Raw genomic sequence first — 12,791 nt, forward strand, 5'->3', positions numbered from 1 at the left:
TAATCGTGCAGCGTGCTTAGCCGTGCAGTGCGCGCTTGTCGGCAGCCAGTGCCGCCTCGTGCACCACCTCGGACAGCGACGGATGGGCGTGGACAATGCGGGCCAGGTCTTCGCTGGCCGCCTTGAACTCCATCGACACCACGCCTTCGGTCACCAGCTCGGACACCATCGGGCCGATCATGTGCAGGCCGAGGATGCGGTCGGTCTTGGCGCAGGCCAGGAGCTTGACGGTACCCTGTGCCTGACCCAGGCCCAGCGCGCGACCGTTGGCGGCGAAACCGGAGGTGCCCTTCTTGTACTCGATGCCTTCGGCCTTGAGCTGTTCTTCGGTCTTGCCGACCCAGGCGATTTCCGGCGAGGTGTAGATCACCCACGGAATCACGCCGAAGTCCACGTGCGGCTTCTGGCCGGCGATACGCTCGGCCACGGCCACGCCCTCTTCCGACGCCTTGTGCGCCAGCATCGGGCCGCGCACCACGTCGCCGATCGCCCATACGTTCGGCAGGTTGGTCAGGCAGTGGTCGTCGACCACCACGAAGCCGCGCTCGTCCAGCTGCAGGCCGACGGTTTCGGCACCGAGGCCGGCCGTGTGCGGCACGCGGCCGATGGACACGATCAGCTTGTCGAACTCGGCCTTCACGGCTTCGCCGTTCAGCTCGTAGTTCACGGTCACGCCCTTGTCGCCCTTGACGATCTCGCCGATCTTCACGCCCAGCTTGATGTCCAGGCCGGTGTCGCGGGTCAGCGTCTTGAACGCTTCCTTGGCAATCTGCTGGTCGGCAGCGGCGAGGAAGGTTGGCATGGCTTCCAGGATGGTCACGTCGGCGCCGAGGCGCTTCCACACCGAACCCATTTCCAGGCCGATCACGCCGGCGCCGATCACGCCCAGGCGGGCCGGCACTTCGCTCAGCGCCAGCGCGCCTTCGTTGTCCAGCACGATCTGGTTGTCGGTCGGCAGGCCCGGCAGCTGACGCGGGCTGGAGCCGGTGGCAACGATCACGTGGGTGGCTTCCAGGGTGTCAACCACGGCGCCATTGTCGGTCACTTCGATGACCCACTTGTCGCCCTGGCGGCCCTTGAGGCTACCCAGACCGTGCACGTTGGCCACCTTGTTCTTCTTGAACAGGAAGGCGATGCCGCCGGCGTTCTTGGTGATGATGTCGTTCTTGCGCGCCAGCATCTTGGCCACGTCCATCTGGGCGCCATCGACGCTGATGCCGTGCTTCTGGAAGTCGTGCTGCACCGCGTGGAAGTTTTCCGACGACTGCAGCAGCGCCTTGGACGGAATGCAACCGACGTTCAGGCAGGTACCACCCAGAGAAGGCTTGCCTTCCGGGTTCTTGGTGGCGTCCACACAAGCGGTGCTGAAACCCAGCTGGGCAGCACGGATGGCCGCGACGTAGCCGCCTGGGCCGCCGCCGATTACCACCACGTCAAACTGTTGACTCATGATTGTTCCTTGTATTCATTGCGGCCAACCTCGCAAGGTTGGCCGCAACCGGGAAAGCGGGACCAGCCGTCCCGGACAGGATTACAGGTCGAGGATCAGGCGGGCCGGATCTTCGATCGCGTCCTTGATCGCCACCAGCGACAGCACCGCTTCGCGGCCGTCGATGATGCGGTGGTCGTAGGACTGTGCCAGGTACATCATCGGACGGATCACGATCTGGCCGTTTTCAACAACGGCGCGCTCTTTGGTCGCGTGCATGCCGAGGATGGCGGACTGTGGCGGGTTGATGATCGGGGTCGACATCATCGAGCCGAAGGTACCGCCGTTGGAGATGGTGTAGGTACCGCCGGTCAGCTCTTCCACGGTCAGCTTGCCTTCCTGCGCACGCTTGCCGAATTCGGCGATCTGCTTCTCGATGTCGGCCAGCGACAGCTGGTCGGCGTTGCGGATCACCGGTACCACCAGACCACGCGGGCTGCCAACGGCGACGCCGATGTCGAAGTAACCGTGGTAGATGATGTCGTTGCCGTCAACCGAGGCGTTCACGATCGGGAATTTCTTCAGCGCGGCCACGGCGGCCTTGACGAAGAAGCCCATGAAGCCCAGCTTCACGCCGTGCTCTTTCTCGAACTTGTCCTTGTACTTGGCGCGCAGGTCCATCAGCGGCTTCATGTTCACTTCGTTGAAAGTGGTCAGAATCGCATTGGTCTGCTGCGATTGCAGCAGGCGCTCGGCCACGCGCTGGCGCAGGCGGGACATCGCCACGCGCTGCTCCGGACGGCCGGAAGCATCGGCGGCAACCGGTGGCAGCGGCGCCAGCGGCTTGGCAGCGGCGGCAGCGGCCGGTTTGGCGGCGGCAGCGGCCACGTCTTCTTTCAGGATGCGACCGTCACGACCGGAGCCGGCCACGCCAGCCAGGTCCACGCCGCTTTCGGCAGCCAGCTTGGCAGCCGATGGCATCGCTGCGCCACCTGGCGCTGCAGCCTGTACCGGTGCCGCGGCAACCGGGGCTGGAGCAGCAGCAGCCGCTGCAGGGGCGGCATCGCCGGCGGTGGCGGCGGTGTCGATGCGGGCGATCAGCTGACCGGAAACCACGGTCGCGCCATCCTGCTCGATGATTTCGACGATCACGCCGGCCAGCGGTGCCGGCAGTTCCAGCACGACCTTGTCGGTCTCCAGATCGATCAGGTTTTCGTCACGGGCGACAGCCTGACCGACACGCTTGTGCCAGGACATCAGGGTGGCTTCGGAAACCGATTCCGGCAACTGCGGCACTTTCACTTCGATAATGGCCATGTTCTTCTCCGTTTTGGGGCGGCTGGCAGCCGCCCTTTGTTCTACAGGTGTTATTTGTTAACCGACATGGCTTCTTCGATGAAGCCCTTCAGTTGCGCAACGTGCTTGCTCATGTAACCCACGGCCGGCGATGCCGACGACGGACGACCGGCAAACAGCAGGTTCTGCTTGGCGCCCAGCAGCGCCTCCAGACGGTGGCGGATCTGGTACCAGGCGCCCTGGTTGCGTGGCTCTTCCTGAACCCACATGATTTCCTTCACGTGGGAGAAGCGTGCCAGCTCGGCCTGCAGCTGTTCCGTCGGGAACGGATACAGCTGCTCGACGCGGATGATCGCCACTTCGCTGTCCAGCTCGCGCTCCTTGCGACCGTTGACCAGGTCGTAGTAGACCTGACCGGAACACAGGATCACTCGTTTCACCGCCTTGGCGTCGCTGATGCTGGCATCGCCGATCACCGGACGGAAGCTGTGGGAGGTGAAGTCTTCCAGCGGGCTCATCGCATCCTTGTAGCGCAGCAGGCGCTTGGACAGGAAGATCACCAGCGGCTTGCGGAACGGACGCAGTACCTGGCGGCGCAGCACGTGGAACATCTGGCTGGCTTCGGACGGCATCACGATCTGCATGTTGTGCTCGGCGCACAGCTGCAGCCAGCGTTCCAGGCGCGCGGAGGAGTGTTCCGGGCCCTGGCCATCGTAGCCGTGCGGCAGGATGGTGGTCAGGCCGCACAGACGGCCCCACTTGGTTTCGCCGGAGGAGATGAACTGGTCGATGGCGACCTGGGCACCGTTGGCGAAGTCGCCGAACTGGGCTTCCCAGATCACCAGCTGGTCCGGAGCCGAGCAGGCGTAGCCGTATTCGTAGGCCAGTACCGCTTCTTCGTTCAGGATCGAGTCGATCACCAGGAAATCGGCCTGGTTGTCGGACATGTTGCGCAGCGGCACGTAGGTGCCCTGGTCCCAGCGCTCGCGGTTCTGGTCGTGCACGACGGCATGACGGTGCGAGAAGGTGCCGCGGCCGGAGTCTTCACCGGAGATGCGCACGCCGTAACCGTTGGTCACCAGGCTTGCGTAGGCCAGCGTTTCGGCCATGCCCCAGTCGATCGCCTGCTCGCCGGCAGCCATCGCGCGACGGGCGTCCTGCACGCGCTTCACGGTCGGGTGCAGCTTGTAGTTTTCCGGCACGGTGGTGAACTTCTCGGCCAGACGCTGGATGTCGGCGTGCGGCAGCGAGGTGTCGGTCGGGTGTGCCCAGTGGGTGCCCTGGTACTGCGACCAGTCCAGCGCGTGTTCGCGGCGGTAGTTGGACAGCACGGTCTGCTCGACGTGTTCGCCCTTATCCAGCGCGTCGCGGTAGGCCTGGATGAAGTTGTCGGCTTCGGCGGCGGTCAGCACGCCCTCGCTCACCAGACGCTCGGCGTACATCGCGCGCACGCCGCCGTGCTTGGCGATCTTCTTGTACATCATCGGCTGGGTCAGGAACGGGTCGTCGCCCTCGTTGTGGCCCAGTTTGCGGTAGCAGACGAGGTCGATGACCACGTCCTTGTTGAACTTCATACGGAAGTCCAACGCCGCCTGCATCACGTAGCACACCGCTTCCGGATCGTCGCCGTTGACGTGGAAGATCGGTGCTTCGATCATCTTCGCCACGTCGGTACAGTACAGCGTGGAACGCATGTCGCGGGTATCGGAGGTGGTGAAGCCGACCTGGTTGTTGATCACGATGTGCACGGTGCCACCGGTACCGTAACCACGCGTCTGCGACAGGTTGAAGGTGCCCTGATTGACGCCGAGACCGGCAAAGGCGGAGTCACCGTGGATCAGCACCGGTACCGCGGCCTTGCGCTCGCTGTCCTTACGGCGATCCTGGCGCGCGCGCACCGAACCCTCGACCACCGGGTTGACGATTTCCAGGTGCGACGGGTTGAACGCCAGCGACACGTGCATCGGGCCGTTGGCGGTCGGGATGTCGGAGGAGAAGCCCATGTGGTACTTCACGTCGCCGGAGGCCAGCTCCTGTGCCGCCTTGCCTTCGAACTCGGCGAACAGGTCGCGCGGCTGCTTGCCCAGGGTGTTGACCAGCACGTTCAGACGGCCGCGGTGGGCCATGCCGATGATCAGCTCTTCCACGCCCACGGCGGTGGCGTTCTGGATCAGGTGGTCCAGCGCGGCGATGGCGGATTCGCCACCTTCCAGCGAGAAGCGCTTCTGGCCGACGTACTTGGTGTGCAGGTAGCGTTCCAGCGTTTCGGCAGCGGTGATCTGCTTGAAGATGCGCTTTTTCTTGTCGGCGTTGTAGTGCGGGGTCGACAGGTCACCCTCGAAGCGCTTCTGTACCCAGTGCTTTTCTTCGGAGTTGGTGATGTGCATGTACTCGACGCCGATATTGCCGCAGTAGGTCTGCTTCAGACGGGCAATGATCTCGGACAGCGGCAGCTTTTGCGGCGCCACCAGCGAGCCGACATTGAAGTGCACCGCCATGTCGGCATCGGTCAGGCCGTGGGTGGCGTGATCCAGCTCGCGCAGCGTCGCCTGGTCCATGCGCTTCAGCGGGTCGAGGTTGGCCTGGCGCGAACCCAGTACGCGGTAGGCCGAGATCAGCTTCAGCACCGCCACCTGTTTCTGCATCGACTCCCAGTCGGTGGCGGCGCTGCTGCGCGACGCTGCCGGCGGGCGCTTGGCCAGCTGGATGAAGGATTCCTGGATCGGCTGGTGGGCGACGTCACGGTCGGCAGCACCAGGCGCGGTAGAAAGCTTGTCGAAGTAGTCCCGCCACTCCGGCGAAACGACTGTCGGATCAGCGAGGTACTGCTCGTAGAGATCCTCGATGAACGGTGCATTCCCACCAAACAGGTAGGAATGACTGTACAGGGATTGCATCATTATTCGACCCTTTTGTCTGCGTTGCTGCTTTGCAAAAACCGTTTTGACAAAGAGAGTGGGGGTTGCCCCGCTCCCCTTGACAGAACGCTCTGCCCTGCCCCGGCGGGCAGAAAAAGGTTGGCCGCAAGCCTGCGGCCAACCTTGCTTACGGCTTAGCGCTTGCCTTCGTCGATGAAGTCACGACGCGGCGAGCCGGTGTACAGCTGGCGCGGACGGCCGATCTTCATCGCCGGATCGGCGATCATTTCGGTCCAGTGCGAAATCCAGCCCACGGTACGTGCCAGCGCGAAGATCGGCGTGAACATCGATACCGGGATACCGATCGCGGACAGCACGATGCCGGAGTAGAAGTCGACGTTCGGGTACAGCTTGCGCTCGATGAAGTACGGGTCTTCCAGGGCGATCTTTTCCAGCGCCATGGCCAGCTTGAACTTCGGATCGTCCTGCAGGCCCAGCTCGGTCAGCACTTCGTCGCAGGTCTTCTTCATGATGGCGGCGCGCGGGTCCATGTTCTTGTACACGCGGTGGCCGAAGCCCATCAGCTTGTAGCGCTTGTCCTTCACGCCCTGCATGAACTCGGCCACGTTGTCCACGGAACCGATTTCGTCCAGCATCTTCAGTACGGCCTCGTTGGCGCCGCCGTGCGACGGGCCCCACAGGCAGGCGATACCGGCCGCGATACACGCGAACGGGTTGGCACCGGAGGAGCCGGCCAGACGCACGGTGGAGGTGGAGGCGTTCTGCTCGTGGTCGGCGTGCAGGGTGAAGATGCGGTCCAGCGCGCGCGCGGTCACGGCATTCACCTTGTACTCTTCGCACGGGGTGGAGAACATCATGTGCAGGAAGTTCTCGGCGTAGGTCAGGCCATTCTTCGGATAGGAGAACGGCAGGCCCTTGTTGTAGCGATACGCCTGGGCCGCGATGTTCGGCAGCTTGGCGATCAGGCGGTGCGCCGAGATCTTGCGGTGATCCGCGTTATTGATGTCCAGCGAGTCGTGATAGAACGCGGACAGCGCGCCGACCACCCCCACCATCACGGCCATCGGGTGCGCGTCGCGGCGGAAGCCCTTGTAGAAGCTGATGATCTGGTCGTGCAGCATGTTGTGACGCATGATGCCGCGCTCGAATTCCTTGCGCTGTTCCGCCGTCGGCAGTTCGCCGTTCAGCAGCAGGTAGCAGACTTCGAGGTAGTCGCTCTTCTCGGCCAGTTGCTCGATCGGGTAGCCGCGGTAGTACAGCTGGCCGACGTCACCGTCGATGAAGGTGATGGCGGACTCGCAGCTGGCGGTCGCCAGGAAGCCCGGGTCGAAGGTGAACATGCCGGTCTTGGAGAAGGCGCGGATGTCAACGACGTCCGGACCCAGGGTACCTTTCAGTACCGGCATTTCCAGCGTGTCTTTGCCGTCGTTGTAGGTGAGCGTCACTTTACGATTGTTTTCCACAGCAATACTCCCAGTCTAAATTTATGGTCGTTGTAGTAATGTTTGCTGCTGCGGGCGTCAGGCTGCCCGCAAGATCCCGATGATGTGCGCCAGTTCGGGATCGTCCACTTCCGCCTTGCCGTTCACGTAGTCCAGAAAGTCGTTGTCGTCGAGATCCAGACACTTCTGGTACGCAAACAGCTCGGCCGTGGTGAGCTGCTCGAAGCCGTTGGCGAGGAAGCGTTCCAGCACCAGGTCGAGTTCGAGCAGGCCACGGCGCGAGCGCCAGCGGATCCGTTTCAGTTCGATCGGATCAAAATCGGTCATACCGCACGCTTGACCATCAGGTCCTTGATCTTGCCGATGGCCTTGGTCGGGTTCAGACCCTTAGGACATACGTCGACGCAGTTCATGATGGTATGGCAGCGGAACAGACGGTACGGGTCTTCCAGGTTGTCCAGACGCTCGTTGGTGGCTTCGTCGCGGGTATCGGCGATGAAGCGGTACGCGGCCAGCAGGCCGGCCGGGCCGACGAACTTGTCCGGGTTCCACCAGAACGACGGGCAGGACGTGGAACAGCAGGCGCACAGGATGCACTCGTACAGACCGTCCAGCTCTTCGCGATCTTCCGGCGACTGCAGACGCTCGCGCTCAGGCGGCGGCGTGTCGTTGATCACGTACGGCTTGATCGAGTGGTACTGCTTGAAGAACTGGGTCATGTCCACGATCAGGTCGCGGATGACCGGCAGGCCCGGCAGCGGACGCAGCTCGATCGGCTGTTTCAGGTCGGCGACGTTGGTCACGCAGGCCAGACCGTTCTTGCCGTTGATGTTCATCGCGTCGGAGCCGCAGATGCCTTCGCGGCAGGAGCGGCGGAACGACAGGGTGTCGTCCATCGCCTTGAGCTTCACGATCACGTCCAGCAGCTTCACGTCGGTCGGCGACAGCTCGACTTCGTAATCCTGCATGTAAGGCTTGGCGTCCTTGTCCGGATCGTAGCGATAGATGGAAAAACGTGCTGTTTTCATATAAGTCTCCGGCCGGCGCTTAGAAGGTACGCACTTTCGGTGCGATGTACTCAACCGACAGCGGCTTGGTGTGTACCGGCTTGTAGGTCAGACGACGATCTTCACCGTAGTACAGGGTGTGCTTCATCCAGACTTCGTCGTCGCGCTCCTGGTAGTCGGCGTGGGCGTGGGCGCCACGGGACTCCTTGCGCGCTTCGGCCGAGATCAGGGTCGCCACCGCCACTTCGATCAGGTTTTCCAGTTCCAGCGCTTCCACGCGGGCGGTGTTGAACACCTTGGACTTGTCCTTGATCTGGGTGCGCTTCACGCGCTCGGCCACTTCCTGGATTTCCTTCACGCCCAGCGCCAGGTTTTCCGAGTTGCGGAACACGGCGGCACGCGCCTGCACGGTACGCTGCATCGCGGCACGCACGTCGGCGACTTCTTCGCCACCGGTCTGGTTGTCCAGACGCGCGATACGGTCCAGCGAGATCTGGCCGGCGTTGGCTGGCAGCGGTTTCCAGGTCGGCATTTCGCTCTTGATGAATTCGACCATGCTGTCACCGGCCGACTTGCCGAAGACCACCAGGTCGAGCAGCGAGTTGGTACCCAGACGGTTGGCACCGTGCACCGAGGCGCACGCGCATTCGCCGGCGGCGTAGAAGCCGTTGACGCGGGCTTCCGGGTTGTCGCCTTTCGGGATCACCACTTCGCCACGGTAGTTGGTCGGAATACCGCCCATCATGTAGTGGCAGGTCGGGATCACCGGAATCGGTTCCTTGATCGGGTCGACGCCGGCAAACTTGATGGCGATCTCGCGGATGCCAGGCAGACGCTGCTTGATGATGTCCGGACCGAGGTGGTCCAGCTTCAGTAGCACGTGATCCTTGTTCGGGCCGCAACCGCGACCTTCCAGCACTTCCTGCTCCATCGAGCGGGCCACGAAGTCGCGCGGGGCCAGGTCTTTCAGGTTAGGGGCGTAGCGCTCCATGAAGCGCTCGCCGTTGGCGTTCAGCAGGATACCGCCCTCGCCGCGCACGCCTTCGGTAATCAGCACGCCCGCGCCGGCCACGCCGGTCGGGTGGAACTGCCAGAATTCCATGTCTTCCAGCGGGATGCCGGCGCGCACGCTCATGCCCAGGCCGTCACCGGTGTTGATGAAGGCGTTGGTGGAGGCGGCGTAGATACGGCCAGCGCCGCCGGTGGCGAACAGCACGCCCTTGGCGTGGAAGTTGTAAACCTCGCCGGTTTCCATTTCCAGCGCGGTCACGCCCACTACGTCACCGTCTTCGTCACGGATCAGGTCCAGCGCCATCCACTCGATGAAGAACTGGGTGTTGGCGCGCACGTTGCGCTGGTACAGGGTGTGCAGCATGGCGTGACCGGTACGGTCGGCCGCGGCGCAGGCACGCTGCACCGGCGCTTCGCCTTCGTTCTGGGTGTGGCCGCCGAACGGGCGCTGGTAGATCTTGCCGTTTTCCAGACGGTCGAACGGCATGCCGAAGTGCTCAAGCTCGATCACGGCTTCAGGCGCCTTGCGGCACATGAATTCGATGGCGTCCTGGTCACCCAGCCAGTCCGAACCCTTCACGGTATCGAACATGTGCCATTCCCAGCGGTCTTCCTGCACGTTGCCCAGCGAGGCGGAGATACCACCTTGTGCGGCAACGGTGTGCGAACGGGTCGGGAATACTTTGGACAGTACGGCAGTTTTCAGGCCGGACTCGGACAGTTGCAAGGCAGCACGCAGACCTGCGCCACCGCCGCCAACAATTACTGCATCAAATCGACGAACGGGAATGGTCATTACAGCCCCCATACAACCTTAAGCGAATAAATAAAACAGGACACCAGCCAAACCGCGGTCAGGGTGTGCATGGTCAAACGCACGCCAACCGGTTTGATGTAGTCCATCCAGAGATCACGAATACCTACCCATGCATGCAGGAACAGCGCGATCAAGGTGGTCTGGGTCAGCACTTTTACCCAGGTCTGGCCGAACAGCAGCTTCCAGCCTTCGTAGCCGGAAGGCATCGCCAGCAGGAACAGGATCAGGGCGGCGGTATACACCAGCATGATCACGGCCGTGGCACGCTGGACGATCCAGTCTTTCAGGCCGTAGTGAGCACCGACAACTTGACGGTTTACCATAGGATGCCTCCGATGATGGCGGTCAGGCTCAGGCTGACGGCCAGAACCATTTTCGCGGTAGCGCGGGCAGTTTGCAGCTCAAGACCCTTGTGGATATCCAGCAGCAGGAAACGGATGCCGGCGGCGGCGTGGTGCAGGAAGCCCCACAACAAGCCGATCAGGATCAATTTCACCAGGGGGTGGGCGACAACAGCGCGGTAGCTGTCAAAGGCGTCGGCGGAACTGAGCGAACCGCTGAGAAGGTAAATCAGGAGTGGCAGGGAGAAAAACAGTGCCACACCGCTGATCCGGTGCAGGATCGAGACGATACCCGGCACGGGCAGTCTGATCTTGCTCAGATCTAAGTGCTTTGGTCGTTGCTTCTGCATATAGCTTCCTTGGATGTGCATGAACCAAGTGGTTTTTTACGTTAGCGGCGGCCCGAAAACTGCCGTCGCCGTTAGGAGCCAGGGGCCACCCCTGATCCATCAAGATCATGCTGCACGATGCTGCACGTGCAACATAATCTGAAGATTCTACCAAATCTGCGCGTCGCTGCCGACCGGGCTATCCGAAATGCGACACACAAAACCGCGTTTGCGACACAGCGTCATGCCGGCGAATGCTGCAGCGTCAACGCCAGCCTGTCGGTCAGGCACAGGCGCTGCCGCCACTCCACCGCCGCACCGTTGACATCCACCGCCAACCTGAGGTGCGACAGCACCGGCGTACCGGACACCGCCGCCAGCAACTGCGCCTCGTCGCGCTCCAGCACCACCGCCCGCCACTGCTCGGTCGCCACCCGCAAGCGGACGCCGAAGTGCTGCTGCAGCACCGCCCACACGCCGGGCAACTGCCGCAACCAGCGCGAATCCAGCGCCGGAAAACGCTCGGCCGACAACAGCACCTCGTCCAGCGCCACCGCCTGACCGCGCAGCCGCCACAACAGGCGGATGCGAAACACCGGCGCCGCGCGACGCAAACCCAGCGCCGCCGACACATCGTCCGGCGCGTTGCCGCGCGCGATACCGAGAAACTCGCGCTGCAGGCGGTCCGGACTCTCCGACAACAGCCCCGGCGAGATCATCGACATCCCGGCCCAGTCATCGGCGCCGGGCGCCACAAACGTGCCCTTGCCCTGCTGCCGGTACAGCACCCCGTCCGCCACCAGTTCGGTCAGCGCCTTACGCACCGTGCCCTGGCTGACGGACAGCTGTTCGGCCAGCTCCCACTCGCTGGGCAGCGACTCCGCCACCTGCCACTCCCCGTCGCACAGACGCTCCAGAATCTGCTGTCTTGCCTGTCTATACAAAGGGATACGATTGAGACTCTTGCTGTTCATGGACTTTTTAACACCAAACGCGATCAAGGTAAACACCAGTCTTATATAAGACATAAGACAAAAAGTCACGTCCTGATTGCAGCTAGCGGTGCAAGGGCAGCACAAAGGCAGTGCAGCATGCTAAACTCGCTGAAACTGTTGCAAAGCAGCATCCAAAGAGCAGTCATTCCAAAGTTCTAAAGGAGAGTACATCGATGAAAGCCCCCGTTCGCGTCGCCGTCACTGGTGCAGCCGGTCAGATTGGTTACAGCCTGTTGTTCCGCATTGCCAGTGGTGAAATGCTGGGCAAGGACCAGCCGGTCATCCTGCAACTGCTGGATCTGCCACAAGCCCAGACCGCCGTTAAAGGCGTGATGATGGAACTGGAAGACTGCGCGTTCCCGCTGCTGGCCGGCATGGTTGCGACCGACGACCCGGAAGTGGCTTTCAAGGATGTACAGGTTGCCCTGCTGGTTGGCGCCCGTCCGCGCAGCAAAGGCATGGAACGCAAGGACCTGCTGACCGCCAACGCCGAGATCTTCACCGTGCAGGGCGCCGCCCTGAACAAGGTAGCCGACCGCAACGTCAAGGTGCTGGTCGTCGGCAACCCGGCCAACACCAACGCCTACATCGCGATGAAGTCGGCTCCGGATCTGAATCCGAAAAACTTCACCGCCATGTTGCGTCTGGACCACAACCGCGCGCTGTCGCAGATCGCCGCCAAGACCGGCAAGCCGGTTGCCGCCATCGAGAAACTGGCCGTGTGGGGTAACCACTCGCCGACCATGTACGCCGACTACCGCTTCGCCACCATCGATGGCCAGTCGGTAAAAGACATGATCAACGACCACGAATGGAACCGCGACGTGTTCCTGCCGACCGTGGGCAAGCGCGGCGCCGCCATCATCGAAGCGCGTGGCCTGTCCTCCGCCGCCTCGGCCGCCAACGCTGCCATCGACCACATTCGCGACTGGGTGCTGGGCACCAACGGCAAGTGGGTGACCATGGGTATCCCGTCCGACGGCTCCTACGGCATCCCGAAAGACGTGATGTTCGGCTTCCCTGTGACTTGCGAAAACGGCGAGTACAAGCTGGTTGAAGGCCTGGAGATCGATCAGTTCAGCCGTGACTGCATCAACGTCACCCTGAACGAACTGGAAGAAGAACGCGCCGGCGTTGCCCACCTGCTGGGTTGATCACTGAGCGTTCCGGCAAAAGCGCACCGCGAGGTGCGCTTTTTGTCTTTACCGAATTACCGAATCACAACGCAATCCCGCTCTTTTTGGA

General features: G+C 62.5%; 11 protein-coding genes. 1 reads left to right on the forward strand and 10 read right to left on the reverse strand.

The window, feature by feature from the left end:
* Nucleotides 1-16: 16 nt before the first annotated feature.
* The 10 genes from lpdA to IE100_RS03650 form a co-directional block, all read right to left on the reverse strand.
* The gene (lpdA, locus tag IE100_RS03605; RefSeq protein ID WP_189372780.1) at nucleotides 17-1,450 is read right to left on the reverse strand and encodes a dihydrolipoyl dehydrogenase; all 1,434 of its coding nucleotides are present in this window, start codon (nucleotides 1,448-1,450) and stop codon (nucleotides 17-19) included.
* A gap of 81 nt (nucleotides 1,451-1,531) precedes the next feature.
* The gene (gene odhB, locus IE100_RS03610) at nucleotides 1,532-2,746 is read right to left on the reverse strand and encodes a 2-oxoglutarate dehydrogenase complex dihydrolipoyllysine-residue succinyltransferase (protein ID WP_189372781.1); all 1,215 of its coding nucleotides are present in this window, start codon (nucleotides 2,744-2,746) and stop codon (nucleotides 1,532-1,534) included.
* 50 nt (nucleotides 2,747-2,796) lie between these two features.
* Nucleotides 2,797-5,625: a 2-oxoglutarate dehydrogenase E1 component gene (locus IE100_RS03615; protein WP_189372782.1), complete on the reverse strand. Its 2,829-nt coding sequence runs from the start codon at nucleotides 5,623-5,625 to the stop codon at nucleotides 2,797-2,799.
* A 152-nt stretch (nucleotides 5,626-5,777) separates the two neighbouring features.
* Nucleotides 5,778-7,067 carry a citrate synthase gene (gene gltA, locus IE100_RS03620; protein ID WP_189372783.1) on the reverse strand — a complete coding sequence of 430 codons (1,290 nt, stop codon included), beginning with the start codon at nucleotides 7,065-7,067 and terminating at the stop codon, nucleotides 5,778-5,780.
* A 57-nt stretch (nucleotides 7,068-7,124) separates the two neighbouring features.
* Nucleotides 7,125-7,373 (reverse strand): FAD assembly factor SdhE, encoded by a 249-nt coding sequence (locus IE100_RS03625; protein WP_189372784.1) that lies wholly within the window; start codon nucleotides 7,371-7,373, stop codon nucleotides 7,125-7,127.
* Entirely contained in the window at nucleotides 7,370-8,074 is a 705-nt protein-coding gene (locus IE100_RS03630) for a succinate dehydrogenase iron-sulfur subunit (RefSeq protein ID WP_189372785.1), read from the reverse strand. The genes IE100_RS03625 and IE100_RS03630 overlap by 4 nt, the downstream gene beginning before the upstream one ends.
* 19 nt (nucleotides 8,075-8,093) lie before the next feature.
* Nucleotides 8,094-9,860 carry a succinate dehydrogenase flavoprotein subunit gene (sdhA, locus tag IE100_RS03635; RefSeq protein ID WP_189372786.1) on the reverse strand — a complete coding sequence of 589 codons (1,767 nt, stop codon included), beginning with the start codon at nucleotides 9,858-9,860 and terminating at the stop codon, nucleotides 8,094-8,096.
* Nucleotides 9,860-10,204: a succinate dehydrogenase, hydrophobic membrane anchor protein gene (sdhD, locus tag IE100_RS03640; RefSeq protein WP_047966807.1), complete on the reverse strand. Its 345-nt coding sequence runs from the start codon at nucleotides 10,202-10,204 to the stop codon at nucleotides 9,860-9,862. The genes sdhA and sdhD overlap by 1 nt, the downstream gene beginning before the upstream one ends.
* Entirely contained in the window at nucleotides 10,198-10,572 is a 375-nt protein-coding gene (gene sdhC / locus IE100_RS03645; RefSeq protein ID WP_047966892.1) for a succinate dehydrogenase, cytochrome b556 subunit, read from the reverse strand. The genes sdhD and sdhC overlap by 7 nt, the downstream gene beginning before the upstream one ends.
* 221 nt (nucleotides 10,573-10,793) lie before the next feature.
* Complete coding sequence (locus IE100_RS03650) at nucleotides 10,794-11,525, reverse strand: GntR family transcriptional regulator (RefSeq protein ID WP_189372787.1); 732 nt, start codon at nucleotides 11,523-11,525, stop codon at nucleotides 10,794-10,796.
* A gap of 194 nt (nucleotides 11,526-11,719) precedes the next feature.
* On the opposite strand from IE100_RS03650, the gene IE100_RS03655 reads away from it, so the two are divergent.
* Nucleotides 11,720-12,700 carry a malate dehydrogenase gene (locus tag IE100_RS03655; RefSeq protein WP_189372788.1) on the forward strand — a complete coding sequence of 327 codons (981 nt, stop codon included), beginning with the start codon at nucleotides 11,720-11,722 and terminating at the stop codon, nucleotides 12,698-12,700.
* Nucleotides 12,701-12,791 lie beyond the last annotated feature (91 nt).

The organism is Vogesella alkaliphila (assembly GCF_014652475.1).
GTDB classification, from domain to species: domain Bacteria; phylum Pseudomonadota; class Gammaproteobacteria; order Burkholderiales; family Chromobacteriaceae; genus Vogesella; species Vogesella alkaliphila.

Bases quoted from the DNA above. Each gene is read 5' to 3' on its own strand.
- IE100_RS03615 (WP_189372782.1), bottom strand. From the start codon at position 5,625: ATGATGCAATCCCTGTACAGTCATTCCTACCTGTTTGGTGGGAATGCA.
- sdhA (WP_189372786.1), bottom strand. From the start codon at position 9,860: ATGACCATTCCCGTTCGTCGATTTGATGCAGTAATTGTTGGCGGCGGT.
- lpdA (WP_189372780.1), bottom strand. From the start codon at position 1,450: ATGAGTCAACAGTTTGACGTGGTGGTAATCGGCGGCGGCCCAGGCGGC.
- odhB (WP_189372781.1), bottom strand. From the start codon at position 2,746: ATGGCCATTATCGAAGTGAAAGTGCCGCAGTTGCCGGAATCGGTTTCC.
- IE100_RS03655 (WP_189372788.1), top strand. From the start codon at position 11,720: ATGAAAGCCCCCGTTCGCGTCGCCGTCACTGGTGCAGCCGGTCAGATT.
- sdhC (WP_047966892.1), bottom strand. From the start codon at position 10,572: ATGCAGAAGCAACGACCAAAGCACTTAGATCTGAGCAAGATCAGACTG.
- sdhD (WP_047966807.1), bottom strand. From the start codon at position 10,204: ATGGTAAACCGTCAAGTTGTCGGTGCTCACTACGGCCTGAAAGACTGG.
- IE100_RS03650 (WP_189372787.1), bottom strand. From the start codon at position 11,525: ATGAACAGCAAGAGTCTCAATCGTATCCCTTTGTATAGACAGGCAAGA.
- IE100_RS03625 (WP_189372784.1), bottom strand. From the start codon at position 7,373: ATGACCGATTTTGATCCGATCGAACTGAAACGGATCCGCTGGCGCTCG.
- IE100_RS03630 (WP_189372785.1), bottom strand. From the start codon at position 8,074: ATGAAAACAGCACGTTTTTCCATCTATCGCTACGATCCGGACAAGGAC.